The following is a 17,886-nucleotide window of genomic DNA, read 5'->3' as shown; positions in this document are numbered from 1 at the left end:
CTACGAAGTAGCAGCCAAAAAAAGGAGAAAGTATGAGCAAAGTAATAATAGATGTGCGTGAGCCGTTTGAATACAAAATGGGGCATGTTGATGGTGCCATAAATATACCGCCCTCCCGCCTGCTTAGTAACCCGCCGGAACTGGCTGACTTGCCGCGAGATACCGAGCTTGTGGTGTACTGTTTAAGCGGTAGTCGCAGTAATGCAACCATACCCTACCTGCGGCAAATGGGGTTTACGAATGTGACCAACGGTATAAATAAACACCACGTCGAACGCAACCACATGTAGTGCGTCACCCCGAACGAAGTAAAGGATATTCTCTTCACGTTTGCCCTCCCCGCCCCAGGGTACAAGTCGAGGGTAAACTCCAACGGTAATTCATGCCTTGCCACTAATAAAAGCCTTGTCATTCCCGCGTAAGCGGGAATCCATGTGCTTTTTCAGCCCCGTCATGCTGAACTAGTTTCAGCATCCATACCCCTCCACTGATGTCTATGCATTCACCAACCTTTACAGCTTCGCCATGCCCCCTCACCGACATGGCAGTTCTCGGACTGCCAAACCGACCACCTTTTTTGGTGGCAAAAAAGCTGGCCAAAAAAGCCAGAGCAAGGCTTCGTCTCTCGGTGTCAGGTTGTCAGTTTCGCAACCGGCAAAACAACTCACTCCACTCAGACTGCCACCAGCAGTCATTCCTTCCGTTCTAACAAGTTTTGCCGCCTGTCGGTAGTTGCAAAGCCAAACAACATGACAGCCGGGTGACTACACATGCTCGTTCTAGCTGTATCCCGCCAGTGGGCGGGATGATTCCTAGCGGCCTGCGGCCGCACCAACGTTTAATGTCCACTGTCTAGTGTCAACCATCTAACTCGCCAATCCCGTCAATCGTTGTTTGTGGATTGTTTGAAACCTTGAGCCTTGAAAATTTCTGAACCTTGTACATTGAGTCTCGAAAATCCCCTACCATCACTCCTACAACAGGGTTTGCCAGTAGTACCAGAAATGGTTGAGGATGAGCGCAATGATAACAAGGAACCAAAAGGCCAGTATGTCGGCGTGGTGTTTTTGGACGAACAAGACGGCTTTGTTCCACCGACCGCGCAAGCGAAAATGTTCAGCGCGCAGCCCGTAGAGAAATATGTACCAAAACCCAACAATGGTCGCGACCCACGTCACCATGCAGTACGGGCACAGATGCTGGAGCACCCATATACTTTGGTAAATAAACCAGTGTACAAAAACTAGTCCCGCGAACATTCCAGCTTGTAGCCCAAGCCAAAACCAGCGCTTGAACCGGGCGCCGGCAAGCAGCGCAACGCCCATGGTGAGCATAACGGTGAAGGTAATGATGCCGAGAAATTGGTTTGGTATGCCCAGGAGTGCATGACCTTGCCACACATCCATAGCGGGGCCGCAGCTGATTATCGGGTTGAGGTCGCAGTTGAGTGGAGCGCCAGGGTTTTTCAGGTGATGAAATTCTTCGAGTGCCAGTATAAACGCAGCCAGAAGCCCAAGGGCACCACTGCCAATAAGCAGTGTCGGCACATGACGTTCAAGCCAGTTGAGGTGCTGTGGGTGCGACTGGCTTTTTACCTGGGACGCGCTATTAACAGAGGCGGTTTTCACCTGGGATGGACTTTGCCCTCTGCCCTTTGCCCTCTTTCCTTTGATGCCATCTTTTGTCTCTCGTCTCATGTCTCATACCTCATTCTTTATTCGCTGCATTTTCCGGTATTAACGGCGGCTTGCTTGTCCTGCGCACCTCGTAGCAGCTCCTGGACTTGTTCCATAGTGAGTGCGTAGCCGATGTTATTGTACGTGGTGGAGGTAGCGAACACAACGCCAAGCACGCTGCCGTCGCTGGCGACAACAGGTCCGCCCGAATTGCCGCGCACAATGGTAGTTTGCAGGCTGTAGACTTCGCGGGTAGTGCGACTCTTGCCGTATATGTCTTTTCCGAGTGCTTCAAACCGGTCAAGCACAACGGCCGGGCTTACCTGATATTCACCACCGCCAGGATAGCCTAGTGCGAATGCTGCCGAGCCGGTGGCGGGATTCATGCGGTTAATGGTGAGCGCTGGACGATTTAACCCCGGTACTCGTAAGACAGCAATGTCATTGGCAGGGTCAAATGCGACGACCGTAGTGTTGAAGGCGTCGTTCCCTGTTCGCACCTTTGGGCTGCTAACCCCTGCGACAACATGGGCATTGGTGGCAACAAGTTCGCGCGCAAACACAAAACCACTGCCGTCGACAATTCCGCCGCAGCCGAGTCCCTCAACCTTCAGGACAGAAGGTTCAATGCTGCGGAGCATGGCTGTAAATTCATCTGGGTTTGGCAAGGTATGACGGGCGTCAGGAGATGGTTCCCTGCCAGCGAAAACCTCTGGGAATTGGTTGGGGTCTATGATTGTGTTTAGGCTTTTGAGTACGTAAGATGCGGGGGGCAGTTCTCCGTTTAGCACTCCAAGTATGTGAGAACTTTTTAACTGGGTCTGCACACTACTGGGTGGTGCGAGTGCAAAAAGAGCGCTTGCAAGCCAAAGCCCCAGCAAGAGCGTAACGACTGACATTGCAGCGCCAATGGCATTGTCTATGCGCTGCACGGCATGGCTTTGCACGGCCAACTTGAGGCGGACAGCAAGCAGCTCGCCGACAGTCATAAGTGTAAAACATACCGTAAGCAGTATGGCTAATCCAGCGAGTGGTTTTGAAGGGCCGCTTACGTGCTCCATGGCGAACGCAGACAGCCACGAGCCAGGAAACAGCCCTACTATGAACGCCACTGTCGAAATAAATTGGCGCAAGAAGCCGATTTGGTAGCCTCGTAGCAGCGCGCCAATGCCAAGAAATACAATAAGAAAATCAACAAAGGGTATATTCATAACCGCTACGAATTAGTGTAGCGCTTTTTTGCTCGTTTTGGCAGGCTTTACTCGTGCAATCTTGTCTTTCGCATGCAAACTAAGGGCGAAGACAAAGAGCAGCCCTAAAAACAGAACATAGGCAGCTCTGTCGACCAAGCTTGCGGCGACTACGTCGGATGTAGCAACGCCGTGGATGCTTTGCGAAAACAGCAAAAACGCTTCTCGTATGCCGATACCATCGGGTGTTATGGACACGAACAGGGCAAAGTTGGCGGCACCGGTGTAAGAAAGCGCTTGACCCAGCGAAACATCTGTCCCGCTTGCTCGCAGCGACAAGTAGTACCGGAGCGTCAGAAACAGTATTTGGAGTGCCGTGAAGACAATAACGCCGCTCACAAGCGGAGCACTGAGTATGAGATGTTTTGTTTCTGAACTATTTCTTTTGGAGAGCCACCGAATTACTAACGTGCTTGCGCCGACTGCACCTAACACAGCAAGTACCGTTTGCCACCAAGGGCGTGTGCCGACCGCCAGACAAAACGCACTCAGTACCGCGAACGCTGCGTAGGCAACGAGCGTTACCAGCACATATCGCTTCAGGGGAAGCCCGTGTTTCGCTTTTAGGTAGGCAGCGCGGACTCCCGGTCCGCTTTGCAATGGCCCAAAAAAGTTTGCGATAGATGAATAGATGGTGAGCAGCATGTTTTCGGCGGCTGGCAGACGCACACTCACCATACGGACGAGCACTTGGTACAGTCCAACAAGTGCCGCCATGCCGCCGATGTTCGCGAGTAAAATCAGTGCGAGCCAAGCAGGGTTGGTGGCCTTTAGTTGCATCAGTTGTTCTGGGTGGGTTTTGACGTACCAAGCAAACGCGGCGATTGTTACGACCAGAATTGCACTGACTGCCCCGCTGCGAACTAGTTTGGTATGCATGTACTAGTATGGTACCACTGCGACACTGCGTTATACTACCTAGCAATGAAGAAAAACCGCAGGCGGCATTTCCCTAAGAATATTGTGAACCTTCTTGATTCCTCATGGTTTTGGCGGTCTATGCTTGTGTTGTTCGTGGTTCAGGCGGTGTATATAGCATGTGTTGGGCGGTTTTCTATGGCGTTCGACGAGCATTTCCACCTTGCGGCCATTCAGGAGTACGCAAAAGTTATTTTCCCATGGCAGGTAACGCAACCGCCCGGCCCGGCAGAACTGAGTGCTTTTACGGCTGATGGGTCTTATCTGTACCACTACCTAATGAGCTGGCCGTATCGCCTTATGGCTCTTGTTACAGACTCAGTGACGGCGCACATCATACTCATACGCCTTTTCGATGTTGGATTGGTCGCGGTTGGCTTTATGCTGTTTCGACGGTTATTGCTGGAGCTACGCGTTAGCAAGGCGGGGACACATACCGTTCTTGGACTTATACTGCTCATGCCGATGACACCGTTTCTGGCCGGGCAGCTTACCTACGACGCGCTCTTTTTCACCATGTGCGCGGTAACCATGCTGCTGATGTTTCGTCTTGCGCGCGGGCTGCAAAGCTCTCATACGATTCCTTTACCGCTTCTGCTTTGGACGGGAACAGCTGTACTCGTGACGCTGCAGACAAAATACGCGTTTTTCCCGGCCGTGCTAGGCGCTGGGCTGTACTTAATGGGCTTGGTTGGGTGGCTATGGAGGGCAAAAAAACTCAATGTGGCTAACATGTGGCGCGCCTGGGTTTTGGCCGCAAAAAGTGGCGCTGGCATGGTTGCGCTGGGGGTATTTCTGCTTGCTAGTGTGCTGTTTTTGCAGCGCTATGGTATGAATTACGTGCAATACGGCAGCTTGGTGCCGGAGTGCCCTGCTGTGCTTGGGCACGAACGGTGCCTTGGTTTTGCGCCGTATGGCCGCGATGCGGAAATTCGCGAACAGGGTTGGTATACTTCTATATCTTCAGAACAAAAGCGAGAGTATGTGGGGGTGTGGTACGAAAAAATGGTATACGAGTCGTATTTTTCGGTTGGGCCAAAAGAAGTAGGATATCCTACGGCCGACCCACTTCGTGTGCCGTATACAACTGGTCGGGTGCTTGCGGCAGTCGCGCTTGCTGTCATTGTGTTTCGACTGCCGTGGATTATCCGTTCAGGCGTCTCGGCGCAGCTGAGCATAGCACTGCTAGGTACCTACGTGGTGTTTTTATTTCTAAAAAACTACGGAGCTTTTTTGTCGACTGCTGTGCCGCTTTCTATACATGGTCGTTACGTGTTACCGTTCTTGCCCTTGGCGGGATACCTTGTATACGTTGGCATACGGCCACTAGTCGGCCGAAGAGTTATCCGAAAGCTGGCAATCGCTTTGACTTGCTTGCTGCTCGTGGGAAGTCTCTGGGGCGGTGGTATTGCCGCCTATGTCATTCGCTCGACTGACACGTGGTATTGGCCAAGCGCTCAACCGGTAACCCGGGTAGTGCGCAGTGCCGTCTGGCCTTTGGTTATACGTTAGTTACGGGGGTAGCGGAGGTGTTTGACGTCTTCGTATGTTTTTTCGCTGGTTCCCTGCAAACGGACAAGCATGTCGGCAACGAGTCCGAGCGACCAAAAGAAAATGCCAAGGGTCGTTAGATACAGTCCGGCTATGCCAAACGCTTTATACGGCGAAATAGTGCCAGTTTGTACCCAATGCCAGCCCGCGACAATGATGCCGAGCATCCCGACTGCAAATGGGATGAAGCCAACAGAGAAGAAAAAGCGTAATGGGGCGAAATCGCGGTAAGCGCGCAATATGTTGAGGCTGCTGATGGCGATGTAGCTGACGAGGCTTTTTACAACCCGCGACTTACGGCCCTTGTAGTAGGTGACGTGTGTGGGGATGGTACGAATGCGCATGCGTTTGGCGGCAATAATCTGGAATGATTCTTGGGTGTAGGTGTGTGTGCTGTTGAGGTTAAGGGCCGTGAGGGCGCGGTAGCTGTAGGCGCGGAAGCCGCAGGTGACATCGTTGAACTTTTGGCGAGAAAAGTTGCTTACTACTCTAGCGCCTACTTTGTTGCCATAGTATTTTCCGGCAGGCATGTTTTCTGGGCGGCGCTGTTCGCCAGTCTTTGGGTCGGTAAAGCGGTCGGCGGCGACAAAGTCGGCCTCGTTTTTCACGATGGGTGCGACGAACTCAGGGATGTCTTCGGGTCGAAACTGCAAGTCGCCGTCTATATTCACTAAGACGTCGGCGCCGCGTTCGAGTGCAATATCTATGACTTCCCGGAACCGAAATGCTAGCCCCTTGCCTGCCCCGTCGCTGTAGACTTTGGTCGCGCCGGCTTTTTTGGCCGCTTCGGCTGTGCCGTCGGTGCTGCCGTCGTCTACGATGCAGATATCGAGTTCGCTGATACCATCGTATTTTTTTGGTATACGCTTAATCAGTTCCGCAACGGTTTCGGCTTCGTTTTTACATATGGAAACAATAACTAGTTTCATGGGTACTCCTGTATCTGCCCTATATCATACCACCGCCAGACCGAATATCTACTGATATTTCCGTGCTACAACCAGTTAAACTGGACTTACGAAACTCCCACTACACCAGAACCATTACCAGCGTTCATAAAACAGTTTTCTCTCGTCAGAGTAGCTACGGCTACTCTTCCTCCAGATAAACTGTCTTCTGAATCACTGCTAGAGGAATCTGGATGCGGTGCGATTTTGCGTGAGTCCAGTTAAATAAAAATAAGCACCCCCTTGAGGGAGTGCTTATTACCAACATTCGCAATTAGCGACGGTTGTCTTCGCGTGGGCGAGCTTCGTTGACTACGATATTGCGGCCATTCATTTCGCTACCGTCAAGTTTGGCGATAGCGGCCTTAGCAGCAGCATCATCTTCGAATTCGACGAAACCAAAGCCCTTTGAGCGGTTGGTGTCGCGGTCTATGATGACCTTGCTGTAAGACACTTCACCGAATTCGCTGAAGAGGTCTTTTAGTTGTTGGTCGTCGACTGCCCATGGAAGTGAGCCGACAAATAGTTTGGTTGCCATTAAGTATGGATAACCCTTTCTTTTCTCGTCATGCACGTAAGTGGATGCCGAGATTAATTCTGTCGCTGAAGGTAATCTTTACAAAGAAAGGATTAGCTGCGCCTTGCATCGAACATAACTTGTTAAATCTTTCTAGAACCTGATCTGTAAACCTACAAAACCCTTTTTCGCAGCCTTCTAGTAACCCGAAGCATAACATTAATCCGCTTAGAATACAATCAGATTTGGTCCAGAGAATCTTTTATAGTCAGATATTAAGAGCGAGTACTCTTGGGTAGATAGTTCTGGTCGAACGATTTTCGAATATTTGAGAGGATTTTACCGTTGAATTTATAGACCTGGAACCCATTCCGGTGCCCACCTACAGCGTCTATCACGGCCCTTGATATGGATTTTATACTACCGTCCGGCAGCCGCACCTGATTTATTTCATCTAATACGGTCACGTCCGGGATATTTTTGTTGGTTGCCACCAATTTACTTCCCACGGGCACCCCGAGCATTTTGAATGTTGTCCTGTTACCCTGTTGTGCTATAGTTGCTTCGCTCTTTTCTTCTACGCTGCTGAGATTGCCATACTCGACTATTTCGGCATCGTCGAGCAGCCGTGCCAAGTTTTTGAGCAGGTCCGCGGCGTCTACTGGGTCAATTTCAAAGAATTCACGGTTTTCTCGAGTTCTGAAATCAGTGAGCTTATCGAGTTCGTGGTGAATAACTTTTTCTAGCTCTTTATACTTTGCGGTTTGTACCGTCATGTACGGGTCGAAAGGTGTTGGCACCCCCGTTTTGTCAAGCTGCGCCAGCCGGTCCTTGAGATTGGTTGTAAACCCAATTTTGATGATGTTATCTTTGTAGCTCGGATTGGTCAGTATGTACACGAAGCCTTTTTGCATAATGACTAGTATACGGTAGCCTGAGAAAGTTCGCTACCGAATATACAGTACTACTGTTTGATATAGAATGATAAGGATGAGGAATGAAATCACTACTATTGCCTCCCAGTCATCCTTGGGAAAAATGCGGTTGAAACGTGCGACTAATACATTTGGCGTGGTTATATCGCCGCCTCGAACATTGTTAATTCCTTTCTCCGTAATGTACTTCCGGACGACACGATTTTCGTAAGCTAGGGCTGCTTCCCGGTCTAGCCCTCCTAGGTCAACGGTCTGGATGATTTTTATCGGAGGGTATTTTTCTGTCCAGTAGCTTTTTCGAGCATGCAGATGTTCCTGAAACCGCTTTTCTGGGGTTTGTGACGTTATGCCCACGTAGTACTTGCCCTCTTCTAGAAGTAAAACGTACAACGTCCAGCGCTTTGTACTTGCAGGTTTAGTGTAGTTTTTTGCGTTTATCATTTTGTAGAAAGTTATTTTTGCTTATAACACGTCGGCCGGTTTCGGTTTCTAGCTGCTTGCGGGCGTTTCCGGCCACCGCTCCGCCTCGGTTGGCGGTGCTCATGTTTTCGTTCATACCTTGCGCATCGTCAGCTCGGGCTATTTCGGTGGTTGCGGCTTCGCCGAGCTGGCTAAAAATTAGTTCGAGGTCATTCATGTGATATCGCAGGTTTTCTCGCTGCAGTCCCTTCAGTTTCTTGTACTGGCTAGGAGTAATACCAAAGGTGGCTTTGGATATTTCTGCCGTCAGGATGGCATAGTCGCGCTCATTCTGCACGCCACGTTTGTCCCGTTCATCGGTGAGTTCCTGTCGTATGGCTATGCCGCGGACCCGCCGCTCGATCCACGCTTCGTCGTAGCCCTTTGCTTTGTACAGTGCCTTCATGCGTTTCTGGGCAAGTTCCGGATTCTCAATCTCTTGCGCACGCTCATACCCTACACGCGCCAACCACCGCTTGAATGGCTCTGCTTTTTTACTCGGGATCGATTGGATGAGGCGGAAGAGGTCATCTGTTTTCATAGCGTCGGTTCGGCGCTGTTTACCGTCGGCTGCTGTCATTTTCAAACCGTGACAATTTGTCACGGTTTGCTCAGACCCTTCACTTACCAGCCTCTGTTTTAGTTTGCGCCAATACGCACCCGCATCGGCCGAATTAGTTAAAACCGCCACAACATCCGCCACAGCAAACCACCACTCACCATTATGCAACTGCCGTCGAATTCCTTTCCTACGAAATACCGCGATTTTATCCATATCATGCTTCATTTTGACGATCTCTTTCATAACGGGATTAGCTTCATTATTTCTGGATACTGCTTTTTTATCAATAGCTGCCATTTTGCGGTTTCATTTGGCGGGCCGATATCATTTTTAGAGTATGCGAGCAATATTTCTACGTGACGCACAGCTTCGTCCACGAAGAGTATACAGCGGTTTCCTGAAGCCTTTGCGGAAATCTTTGTGCCAGCGATAGCAAAATCAAGCTTCACTATTTTGTACTGCTTGTGTGTGGCGATGAGGTCTGCGCGTGCATAAGCCAGCATACTATCTATGCGCTTGCACACCTCATCAATAGTGTCTCGTGTTTGTAGCCAGCCAGCTTTGTACTTTTTGGAAAATACTTTTGCATAATGACGCTCGGCATATTCCCGCCAGCTGCAGCTATAGTTCAGCGACTCGGGCATTTCCATACACCTTTTTTGGGTCTTCCTGTGTGATGAGCCCGTATGGAATTACCTCGCCCTCCCGGCAGATTTGCCACGGTAATTGTTCGTGCGTAAAGTTTACTATTTCCTGGGTTTGTTTACCTTGCCAGGCCTTGCCGATTCGCTGAAGCATTTGTTTTTCTTCTGGCTTGAGTTGATTACTTGGCGCGCTCCCTGTATCGGCCATACTGAGCATGAAAGCCCTGCCCCGTTCTTCCATATTGAGCGCGCCGCCTTCTATCAGCTCGTCTATAGCGCGAAAGTATACATCTGGCACCGGACCCTGTGGCAGGCGGCGGTAGCTCATGCCCGACATCGGTACAAGGTGGTTGTAAAACCAGGTGAAATCGGCGAGATATACTAGCTTGGCAAGCTTTGTTTTGGTGATTTTACCATCCCTATCCGCTCCGGTTTCCAGAGCGTTAAGAATCATCTGCTTGTATTTTTCCATGCTTGCTTCAGGATTTAACTGAGCTACAACTCCATCGGCTGCACCGCGCAGTTCGTCAACGCTCACTCGCAGCATGGCAGCCAATGTTTCGGCTTGCCCAAGCGTAATATCGCGTTTATTTACTTCTACCAGCGCATACGTCGGCCGAGTCAGCCCAATCGCCTCTGCCACCTGCGCCTGCGTAAACCCCCGCGCGAGTCGCGCTGCCTTGATGTTACTTCCAAGCCTGCTCATCGCCATTCCTTTCTGCTATTTTCTATTTTCATGCTACTGAAATAACAGATGAATGTCAAATTTTTTTACACATATTTTATCACACAATAACTATACAATACTTGCAACACTTAACATATCGTGCTATTATAGGATTGTGTTCGTGGGGCTTGCCCTAGAACCGACCAAGGTTAAATCTCCTAAGTCTGGAAGCGAACACATTAAAAACACCTTTAGCACAAAGGTGTTTTTAATATTTCATTATACTTTGAAAATAATGCTTACCTTTATCGCCAACTTTCCGGGTGACGACTCGCACGCGTACGCTATCTTTGCCGACATGCGCTTCAAGGGCGTAATAAGTCACGCGGATTTTCTTGCCATCTATCGTTTCCCAGCGTATGCGGATTTCAACTTCTTCCGAACAGTTGCGTATAACGGGTACAATAAGCGGGATTAGTACGAGTCGATTCAGGATGGCTTTCGTCTCTCGACGATGCTTGCCCTTAAATAGTAAATGCTTAAATCCGTACATATTGAAGTAAACTTTGTCGCCAATAGCTTCCGACTCAAGAGGTCTGAGCTGCTTATATGCAACACGGTACTTTGCAATGATATCTTTAGTCGATAGACGGTCCATGTTTGTCGCCTACTCTCTGGTCCCTGTAGAGCCTATTAGGTAGCGGCTCCCAGAGTATAAGATTTTGTATCCATCCGCAGTTTTTGATACATTGCTTTTACTGACGTGGCCCGAGAGGGTAGCTGTAATCTGATTACGCTGAATATGATCTGCGAGCCCATCGGCGACAGCTGTTATGTCTGCCGCCGTAACTCGTTCGCGACCTTTTGCTGTAGCCCATTGCACTATCCACAGGGCCTTGTCGCTCTTAGTGTTCATTTGCCGATAGGTCGGGTAGCCTTCCATATGGTCGTCAATTTCCACCGAGTCTAGCCATTCAGGTTTCGGTGCAATTTTTGGGTTGCGTCTTTTTCTACTCTTACGCCCTCCGTTAGCACTAGGGGTTGACGAGTGTTCGGTGGCCTCAAAACCGTTTTCGAGGACATTGTAGCCCGTGTTCGTTACTATATACATGTCAGATCCAGACATACTCTCAGTTATATAGCCAGATTTTATTGCATATTTCAGATCCCTTGAAAGATTGCGGGGGGCCGATTCACCGGCTTTGATAAAAAGATTCTTCAGCTCAGTCGAGGCAAACTCTTCGGCACCATCTCTTTCTACTATATATGCTCCCAAGACGAGAATTTTTTGGGCATTTGTTCTTGCGCGGGCATGTATAATCGCCTCCCGCGGCGAAGAGACCACTTTGTTCTTGGGTGGATCGATAAAATTCGTTGCTCCTTGGTGCGGAGTATTTTGGTAGCTGTCGGCCGCACCAAGCGGCTCTTCTGTATTAAGGAATCCAATAATTTTCGCGGCTTGAATAATATTTATATTTGAAGTATAGCTCAACCCTTCCCCGTCGATCGTAATTTGTACTGCCATAATAACTCCCTATGTAATCTTATGTGATTATCATACAGTAGGTAGGATTGTGTTTCAATACGACAGTGTTGTAAAATTAGCCGATTTCCTGCATGATTTCTTGGGTTTTGGTGAGGATAGTGATAATGCGTTGGTAGTGGGTTATGTCGTTACTAGTGAGTTTGCGGCCTTTGCGGTCCTTGAGCCACTTTTGCGCCGGCTGGTAGCCACCTATGTAGAAATTCCATGCCGCTTCAGGTACATTGCCAAAATATTGCTGAGAATTAATGTATACTCTGCCATTGCCATTTGGCTCACGAGTATCTTTTGAAAATAAGGGTAAATTTACTTCATTTTGCCACTCTTCTGAGCTTTCTGGATAAGTGGTTGTAACTTCATGCGATTCGCCAGATGTCATTAAGTGCAGTTCACGCAGCCGTTTACCAAGTGGGGTTAGTCGTTCAAATTCTTTCTGGATTGGAATCGGGATTCTGGGAAAATCGGATTTAAGAAATTCTTTATATTTTTTGCGATAACTTGGCGAGTGTAAGGTAGCATATACATAGTCAAAAACGTCTTCTGGTTGATGTGACACTTCCGAGACTTCGTTATTACTGCATAACCGAAGTAGTTCACTAAGTCTTATTGGGTTGTAATTCTCAATTTTTTCGCCATTTTTAGCGTAGGTATATAGTGGAAACGCATAGCCAGTTTCCTTTGTCTGTGACGAGATGGAACATATATCGGTAAGGTCGGTGCTCACCAATGCATGTTGATAATCAAAACTACTAAGTTGCCTTGTTGAGATTAGCATTGGATTGTCTTCTTGCTGATGAGACATTACAGCATAACCCGGGCGACTAATTACAGAGCGATCATAGTATATATATCTGTAATCAAAAGGCCTGTATTCTTCTAGCTTAATATGCTCAGCTGAGAAGCGGTTTTTTTCTAAAATGCTGGTAAGTTTGTAGCTACTGGAGTCTTCTACTCTATAGTCTGTTCTAAATCCCTCGTTCAAATCACCGCCGAATAATTTTTCGACACGTTTGCTCAGAATATCTTGTTCGAAATCGATAAATAATTTATCCCTATCAGTCTTGATGCCAGAATTGCTGACTATAAACAACTCATTGAGCCCGATACCTCCAGCGTACTCGCTACTTAGGGTCAAGTCTTTTTTTACAAAGAAGTAGCTTGGTTCATGAGTGGTTAGTTTTTCAAATGCGATTTCATCTCGACTTAACATTATGAACTTGTCTCTGCGAGTGCCGAAAAGTTCAGCATGGTAGACTTCACCAATAGCTGAATCGTGTTTGGCTCCAATCTTGACCATGAGAACGATTGAAACTCCCTGCATGATTGAGAAGACGTTTTCGTCTTTGCTCCCATCGGGTGCTTTTTCTTTCTTCATAGTACTTCCATGTAAATCCAAGATATAGATTTTATCGAATGTTTGTAGCAAGTGTTTACGCATTCTACGATGTGTGATGCCATCGATGTAGCTATTATTGGTAATCATGGCAACGATTCCCGAGCCATTTTTCTCAATCATCTGTTCCGCGAAGCGGATGAATTTAATATAGTCATCATCAAGGTTTATTTTCTTCTCGTTAAGATTCTTTTTGTAGTCTTTTATGAGATTTTGGATCCATTCACTTTTGTTATTGCTACTCACTGAGTATGGAGGGTTGCCCACTACTATCATGATGGGTTGGGTGGTTTTGACATCGGCGGCAAGGCGGGATTCTTCGCTGATGGCTTCCGAGAAGCCAAAATCGAAGCTATGCTGGGTGGGCACGCCCTCTTCGAGAGTATTTGTGAGGTATATGTTGAGACGTTCGTCGCCTAGGTCGGTTACGCCCTGTTCCGCAAGAGTCATGCCAAGCTTTAGGTGGGCTATGGTATACGGTGCCATCATCAGTTCAAAGCCAAAAAGTCTCGGAATAAGGTGTTCGCGCACATAGCTAGGCCACTGTCCTGCTTGGGTGCTCCGCTTTTGTTCGTAAATGTACTTTATGGTCTCATTCAAAAAGGTCGCGGTGCCAACGGCTGGGTCAAGAATTTGCACGCGGTGACTCTTTATTTGTTTAGTCGTACGGTCTTTGCGCTCTCCGGGCATACGCCACGGCTGTGTTTCGACTTCACGTTCAACCATTTCACCGCTGGCTATGCCATCGGCTATATCGAAATCCTCTTTGAGTATCCGGTCGACTTCGCGAATTATGAAGCGCACCACGGGAGTCGGTGTGTAGTAGGCGCCCATCTTTTTTCGCAGGCTGGGGTCGTATTCTTTCAAAAAGTCTTCGTAGAAGTGAATGAGTGGGTCGCGGTCATTTTCCACTTCAAAGAGTCGCAAATGTTTTTCTATGATGCGCCGTACATCGCTGACAGCAAACACGGCGCAAAGTTCATCTACGACTACGGCGAGTCGCTCATCGAACTCTATCCCTGCTATGTGGTCGAAAAACTGCCTTAAAAAAGGATTGCTGCGCGGTATGTTTTGCTGTGCCTCATGCCGTGTGAAGTCTTCCAGTGAAGTGTCATTGTAGCGCCCTACAAAAAGCCCGTAAACAAGCGTCTGAGCGTACATGTCTGCAAATTTCTCTACGTTGAGGTCGTGAACGAGTAGTTCCTTCATTTTGGAATAGATTTTCTCGAGAGATTCATTTTTTTCGTTCTCGGTCGATAGAAAACGGGTAACATTGCCCTGAATGCGCCGGGCGTACCCGCCCATGATGACAGCGAGGCGTTTGCCGGAGCGAATTTGTTCAGGTGCTCCTCCTAGAAACGACTCAAGCTCGTCGTGAAGCAGCTGGCTATGCTGTGGCGTGAGAGCCAATTTGCCATCTTTCACGTGCCCTAGTGAGATAGTCTGATATTTCTCGCCGTTTTTGAAGAAGCGGAATTCCAAATAGTCTGTCAGGAATAGATTGTCATATCCACTATAACGTTCCATCTGGTTTGACTTTTCAACTTTGTCTAACTTGATTCCTATATCTTTAGCTTCGGCGTAGCCTTTGAAGATTTTTGTGTTGGACTTTTGGATAAACACAAAATCTGGTGCCCCATGCTCGCTGTGCCGAGGGTCATTTACGGCTATAACATCGTCAAAGGATGACATAAGTTGTTTGAGGGCGGGACGATATGCGTGTTCAATCGCTTGTCCAGATAAAAACTGCTCTTGAATATCAGACAGGTATTTTTTGATTGCCTCGTTCATACGTTGAAGTATACGATGGATTCAATCTGTTTTAAAGCTTGGTTTGTATGCTCCTATGAGTTCCAAATCATCCAAGCATCTTTTTGGCGGCTGGCGGCTAGTAAGGAATTTAAAATTAACGGCCGCTTGTCAATTAAGCGTTAATTTTGCATGAAATCGGGATAAATTAACGGTATCACAGGCTGGCTACATAGGCTTCTTGGGTATGTTCAAGGGGCTTTAGCGCACAAACTGTTCGCATATGGTTACGAGTTTTTTGCGCGTTGGGTAGGTAGCAATGAGATGTGTGAGCTGGGGGCGAAGCCAAACGTCGTCGCCGGCGGCGTGTAGTTTTTCGCAGTAAAGCGTGAAGCGGGTGTAGTTCGACGAGGTGGTGACGCGGCCTTTTTCCTGCGTAAATAGCTCTCGCCATACGGTGAGACCGTCTTGAGCAGAGACGGCAGATAGTTTTTGGGCAAAATTTGCTATGATGTCAGCGACGACGGGTGCATTGTACATGTAGCTCACGGGAGGCTTGGCGAGTACTTGCAGGCAGTACACGGCAGCTTCGTTGAATCGTTTCAGCTTGAGAAGCAGATCGAGCCTAGACTCATACGACAGACGACCCTTGGTAAGGATTTCTTCGATGATGGCCGGTAGTTCAGCGCTCCTTCCGGCAGTTTTTAGCATGTGCTCTAGCTTCGGCAGTGCGCGGTTTGGGTTTTGAAGAGCAAGCACTTCATCTGTTTGCATGATGATGAGTTTGTCTGTGTCGCCAACGGCCTGCAAAGCTTCGCGCAGTGGCCGGTGATAGTACTCATCACCTCGTTTTGGCCACAAAAGCGCGACTACCTCTTGCCATTCACCGCGTTTGCCGTGATACACAACGAGTGCGTGCAGGCGAGTGTTTTTGTGAAATGATGCGTCTTTCAGTACATCGAGCAGCCGAGTATCGCCGTGGTTTGCGTAGTGTTGAAGCAGTGTGTATTCTGCACTTTCACGGACGATAGCTGCGAGGTTTTGGTCGCGTGCGTTGCGATGTTTGTCGAGACGCTGCACGCAGTTTTCTTGGACATGCTGGTCACCACTGGCCAATATGGTGTCTATGAGCGGTAAATCGGTTTTCTGAGCAAGAGGTTCGTACAGGAGTGGTGTCCATGCATGTTGTGCATTGACAATGGTGATAGCGCGGTTCGTAAGCGCTGCGATACCATCTTGTAGCTCACCGTCAGAGTCATCTAAATGGTCAAGTCTACTATATGCCCAGACGGCAGCCTGCAAGAGTCCTTGAACGCTAGCCTCAGATATTGGTGCTTCGCTTGCGATATATTCCATATCTTCGGTTGCGCGCAAGGCAGCATCGACTTGTCGCTCCCAGCTGCGGGCTCGTTCTACTGGGGCAAATGCTTTTTTGACGAGCGCAAGTATATCGTGGGGAGTGCTGATAGTAGGTGGATACAGCACGCGTTCCACGATATCCCATATGTCGGGATGGGTATCGGCGGCTGTTTTGATAATGCCCGCCAGTGTGTTGGCAGCTTGTGCGCCTAGCTCTTGCTCGAGCGTGTCGGCTTTCAGTTGCTTTTTCTTGCCGGAATTTTTGACGGCGGGTTGCTCTGTCGCATGTACAGTACCATGCGCGATTGTCAATGCCAGCGCAACAACGTGCTTGCACCATATATCTCCGCCAGCGACGTAGCAGTTGCAGCCCTCTTCCAGGTTTGCGGTATCGAGAGAAACGTGATATTTGTCAGTGCCCACAACAGTCGCTTCGGCGACGGCGCCAGTTTGCGTGAAATCAACTACTCTGCCCTGCTTGTAATATTTCAGTCCGCGTTCGTATGAAGCTGTATTTGTGCACGCTTGGATGGTTTCTGTGGTAAGACTCATGAGAAAAGTATACAACTGTTAAACCTATATTTCCTGGGTACATTCGAGAGAGTGATGCTTCTTTTGATATTTTGTATGACCTCGAGCCTGAGAACTAGCGATTCTGCTGCAGAGAACTCTTAAAGTAAACAGGCATTCTAGTATTTGCTATGAGGAAGGGTTCTGCGCCGAAGACTAGCACAATATATTGGGAAATCTGTAATCTAGCTCTCAGACAAACATAAGGGTTTTGGTGTATGGTAGGGGTGATGCGCATGACACTGTGCCGATGCGCCCCAACGTAAACTAACATCGTCGAAAGGAACTCTCGCCCTATGAAACGATTACCATACATCAAATCACTCAAGAGACTGCAGATTCTCAATAAGCCTGTACAAGTTGCAGATATCTCTACCGAACTCGATAGCGACGCTTACACTGACACATGGCTGCTGCAAGCCGAAAAAATCCAAGCCAAGCGCCTGCGTCGCTTCCGCCAGCAACTCGCCAGCTAGTTTTTCTAGTGTAGGACGTCTATAACAAGGGGGGTGGCGCGGTTCCACATGGTGTCGACGTAGAGTAGCGGTGTAGCGGTGCGCTCTGGGATAGCAAAGCTGAGCTGACCACTGGCCGATTGCCCGGGCCGAAGGTCTTGTGGCAACAGAGCTTTCGTAATCTTTGTGCTTGGGTACAACGTGGCGTACTGACCATCGCCGCTGCGTACATAAAACTGACTGACTGGTATCAGCTGTTGGTCGCTAGCGGTTCGGTTTGTGACGGTAACGTCCATAATGAGGAGTGTTTTACCCGGCTCGAGTGGGAATGCCCTGTCCTGCTCTGTTTTTGTGCCAACATTGCTAACCCGGGCAGATATGGCAAAGTTATGGGCAGTTTGCAATGAAGTACTGCTGGTAAGGTTCGCAACGGTTGTGGTGACCCGGTTTTCTTTTTCGTAACGCCGGTTGGTAAACTGTACCCAAAACAGTGTGTTGACAACTAGTATAGCCACAACGGCCGCAACAAAAATGCCAAATAACAAGCTGTTTTCATCGCGAAATCGTTCAAAACGTCTATACTCTCTTTTGAGTTCTTTTGCCTCATCTTCGATAGCGCCTTCTAGCTTTTCGATGGGTGTCTCTTGCTTTTTTCTCATCTCAGGGTTTCCTTTCTTGTCTCATGACTCAT

General features: G+C 48.6%; 18 protein-coding genes. 3 read left to right on the top strand and 15 right to left on the bottom strand.

The window, feature by feature from the left end:
• Window positions 1-32: 32 nt before the first annotated feature.
• On the top strand, window positions 33-290 hold the full coding sequence (locus IPP75_02120) for a rhodanese-like domain-containing protein (protein ID QQS69911.1): 258 nt from the start codon (window positions 33-35) through the stop codon (window positions 288-290).
• 684 nt (window positions 291-974) lie between these two features.
• On the opposite strand, the gene IPP75_02115 is transcribed toward IPP75_02120, so the two are convergent.
• Genes IPP75_02115 through IPP75_02105 form a run of 3 tightly spaced genes read right to left on the bottom strand, consistent with a single transcriptional unit; the run spans window position 975 to window position 3,805 of the window.
• Window positions 975-1,697, bottom strand: coding sequence for a vitamin K epoxide reductase family protein (locus IPP75_02115; protein QQS69910.1), 723 nt, complete (start codon window positions 1,695-1,697; stop codon window positions 975-977).
• Between the two features lie 17 nt (window positions 1,698-1,714).
• On the bottom strand, window positions 1,715-2,887 hold the full coding sequence (locus IPP75_02110) for a MarP family serine protease (GenBank protein ID QQS69909.1): 1,173 nt from the start codon (window positions 2,885-2,887) through the stop codon (window positions 1,715-1,717).
• A 12-nt stretch (window positions 2,888-2,899) separates the two neighbouring features.
• A complete protein-coding gene (locus IPP75_02105; GenBank protein ID QQS69908.1) occupies window positions 2,900-3,805 on the bottom strand; it encodes a flippase-like domain-containing protein in 906 nt (301 codons plus the stop codon).
• A gap of 45 nt (window positions 3,806-3,850) precedes the next feature.
• Between IPP75_02105 and IPP75_02100 the strand changes: the two genes are divergently transcribed.
• Window positions 3,851-5,356 (top strand): hypothetical protein, encoded by a 1,506-nt coding sequence (locus tag IPP75_02100; protein ID QQS69907.1) that lies wholly within the window; start codon window positions 3,851-3,853, stop codon window positions 5,354-5,356.
• Here the strand turns inward: IPP75_02100 and IPP75_02095 are convergent.
• From IPP75_02095 to IPP75_02045, 11 genes are all read right to left on the bottom strand, one after another.
• A complete protein-coding gene (locus tag IPP75_02095) occupies window positions 5,353-6,324 on the bottom strand; it encodes a glycosyltransferase family 2 protein (protein ID QQS69906.1) in 972 nt (323 codons plus the stop codon). The two genes, IPP75_02100 and IPP75_02095, sit on opposite strands and share 4 nt — an antisense overlap.
• Window positions 6,325-6,616: 292 nt before the next feature.
• Entirely contained in the window at window positions 6,617-6,880 is a 264-nt protein-coding gene (locus tag IPP75_02090) for an RNA-binding protein (protein ID QQS69905.1), read from the bottom strand.
• 254 nt (window positions 6,881-7,134) lie between these two features.
• Complete coding sequence (locus IPP75_02085; GenBank protein ID QQS69904.1) at window positions 7,135-7,773, bottom strand: GIY-YIG nuclease family protein; 639 nt, start codon at window positions 7,771-7,773, stop codon at window positions 7,135-7,137.
• 33 nt (window positions 7,774-7,806) lie between these two features.
• Window positions 7,807-8,235: a GIY-YIG nuclease family protein gene (locus tag IPP75_02080; protein ID QQS69903.1), complete on the bottom strand. Its 429-nt coding sequence runs from the start codon at window positions 8,233-8,235 to the stop codon at window positions 7,807-7,809.
• Window positions 8,210-9,028, bottom strand: coding sequence for a Bro-N domain-containing protein (locus tag IPP75_02075; protein ID QQS70151.1), 819 nt, complete (start codon window positions 9,026-9,028; stop codon window positions 8,210-8,212). Before IPP75_02075 ends, IPP75_02080 begins: the two co-directional genes overlap by 26 nt.
• A gap of 26 nt (window positions 9,029-9,054) precedes the next feature.
• Entirely contained in the window at window positions 9,055-9,459 is a 405-nt protein-coding gene (locus IPP75_02070) for a hypothetical protein (protein QQS69902.1), read from the bottom strand.
• Entirely contained in the window at window positions 9,437-10,165 is a 729-nt protein-coding gene (locus tag IPP75_02065; protein ID QQS69901.1) for a DUF4065 domain-containing protein, read from the bottom strand. Before IPP75_02065 ends, IPP75_02070 begins: the two co-directional genes overlap by 23 nt.
• Before the next feature lie 229 nt (window positions 10,166-10,394).
• Window positions 10,395-10,784, bottom strand: a complete 390-nt coding sequence (locus tag IPP75_02060; protein QQS69900.1) for a hypothetical protein — start codon at window positions 10,782-10,784, stop codon at window positions 10,395-10,397.
• A 9-nt stretch (window positions 10,785-10,793) separates the two neighbouring features.
• On the bottom strand, window positions 10,794-11,651 hold the full coding sequence (locus IPP75_02055) for a hypothetical protein (GenBank protein QQS69899.1): 858 nt from the start codon (window positions 11,649-11,651) through the stop codon (window positions 10,794-10,796).
• A gap of 76 nt (window positions 11,652-11,727) precedes the next feature.
• Complete coding sequence (locus tag IPP75_02050) at window positions 11,728-14,853, bottom strand: N-6 DNA methylase (GenBank protein QQS69898.1); 3,126 nt, start codon at window positions 14,851-14,853, stop codon at window positions 11,728-11,730.
• A 219-nt stretch (window positions 14,854-15,072) separates the two neighbouring features.
• A complete protein-coding gene (locus IPP75_02045) occupies window positions 15,073-16,722 on the bottom strand; it encodes a hypothetical protein (GenBank protein ID QQS69897.1) in 1,650 nt (549 codons plus the stop codon).
• A gap of 314 nt (window positions 16,723-17,036) precedes the next feature.
• On the opposite strand from IPP75_02045, the gene IPP75_02040 reads away from it, so the two are divergent.
• Window positions 17,037-17,216, top strand: a complete 180-nt coding sequence (locus IPP75_02040) for a hypothetical protein (protein QQS69896.1) — start codon at window positions 17,037-17,039, stop codon at window positions 17,214-17,216.
• 5 nt (window positions 17,217-17,221) lie between these two features.
• Here the strand turns inward: IPP75_02040 and IPP75_02035 are convergent, their stop codons facing one another.
• Window positions 17,222-17,854, bottom strand: coding sequence for a DUF4352 domain-containing protein (locus IPP75_02035; GenBank protein QQS69895.1), 633 nt, complete (start codon window positions 17,852-17,854; stop codon window positions 17,222-17,224).
• Between the last annotated feature and the right edge of the window lie 32 nt (window positions 17,855-17,886).

Source organism: Candidatus Saccharibacteria bacterium (assembly GCA_016700375.1).
GTDB lineage: Bacteria > Patescibacteriota > Saccharimonadia > Saccharimonadales > UBA4665 > JAGXIT01.
This window is presented reverse-complemented; position numbering and strand designations above follow the sequence as displayed.

Coding starts and splice junctions, on each gene's coding strand:
- IPP75_02035 (QQS69895.1), bottom strand. CDS start 17,854: ATGAGAAAAAAGCAAGAGACACCCATCGAAAAGCTAGAAGGCGCTATC.
- IPP75_02065 (QQS69901.1), bottom strand. CDS start 10,165: ATGAGCAGGCTTGGAAGTAACATCAAGGCAGCGCGACTCGCGCGGGGG.
- IPP75_02055 (QQS69899.1), bottom strand. CDS start 11,651: ATGGCAGTACAAATTACGATCGACGGGGAAGGGTTGAGCTATACTTCA.
- IPP75_02090 (QQS69905.1), bottom strand. CDS start 6,880: ATGGCAACCAAACTATTTGTCGGCTCACTTCCATGGGCAGTCGACGAC.
- IPP75_02060 (QQS69900.1), bottom strand. CDS start 10,784: ATGGACCGTCTATCGACTAAAGATATCATTGCAAAGTACCGTGTTGCA.
- IPP75_02075 (QQS70151.1), bottom strand. CDS start 9,028: ATGGATAAAATCGCGGTATTTCGTAGGAAAGGAATTCGACGGCAGTTG.
- IPP75_02040 (QQS69896.1), top strand. CDS start 17,037: ATGAAACGATTACCATACATCAAATCACTCAAGAGACTGCAGATTCTC.
- IPP75_02070 (QQS69902.1), bottom strand. CDS start 9,459: ATGCCCGAGTCGCTGAACTATAGCTGCAGCTGGCGGGAATATGCCGAG.
- IPP75_02085 (QQS69904.1), bottom strand. CDS start 7,773: ATGCAAAAAGGCTTCGTGTACATACTGACCAATCCGAGCTACAAAGAT.
- IPP75_02100 (QQS69907.1), top strand. CDS start 3,851: ATGAAGAAAAACCGCAGGCGGCATTTCCCTAAGAATATTGTGAACCTT.
- IPP75_02110 (QQS69909.1), bottom strand. CDS start 2,887: ATGAATATACCCTTTGTTGATTTTCTTATTGTATTTCTTGGCATTGGC.
- IPP75_02050 (QQS69898.1), bottom strand. CDS start 14,853: ATGAACGAGGCAATCAAAAAATACCTGTCTGATATTCAAGAGCAGTTT.
- IPP75_02045 (QQS69897.1), bottom strand. CDS start 16,722: ATGAGTCTTACCACAGAAACCATCCAAGCGTGCACAAATACAGCTTCA.
- IPP75_02095 (QQS69906.1), bottom strand. CDS start 6,324: ATGAAACTAGTTATTGTTTCCATATGTAAAAACGAAGCCGAAACCGTT.
- IPP75_02115 (QQS69910.1), bottom strand. CDS start 1,697: ATGAGACGAGAGACAAAAGATGGCATCAAAGGAAAGAGGGCAAAGGGC.
- IPP75_02080 (QQS69903.1), bottom strand. CDS start 8,235: ATGATAAACGCAAAAAACTACACTAAACCTGCAAGTACAAAGCGCTGG.
- IPP75_02105 (QQS69908.1), bottom strand. CDS start 3,805: ATGCATACCAAACTAGTTCGCAGCGGGGCAGTCAGTGCAATTCTGGTC.
- IPP75_02120 (QQS69911.1), top strand. CDS start 33: ATGAGCAAAGTAATAATAGATGTGCGTGAGCCGTTTGAATACAAAATG.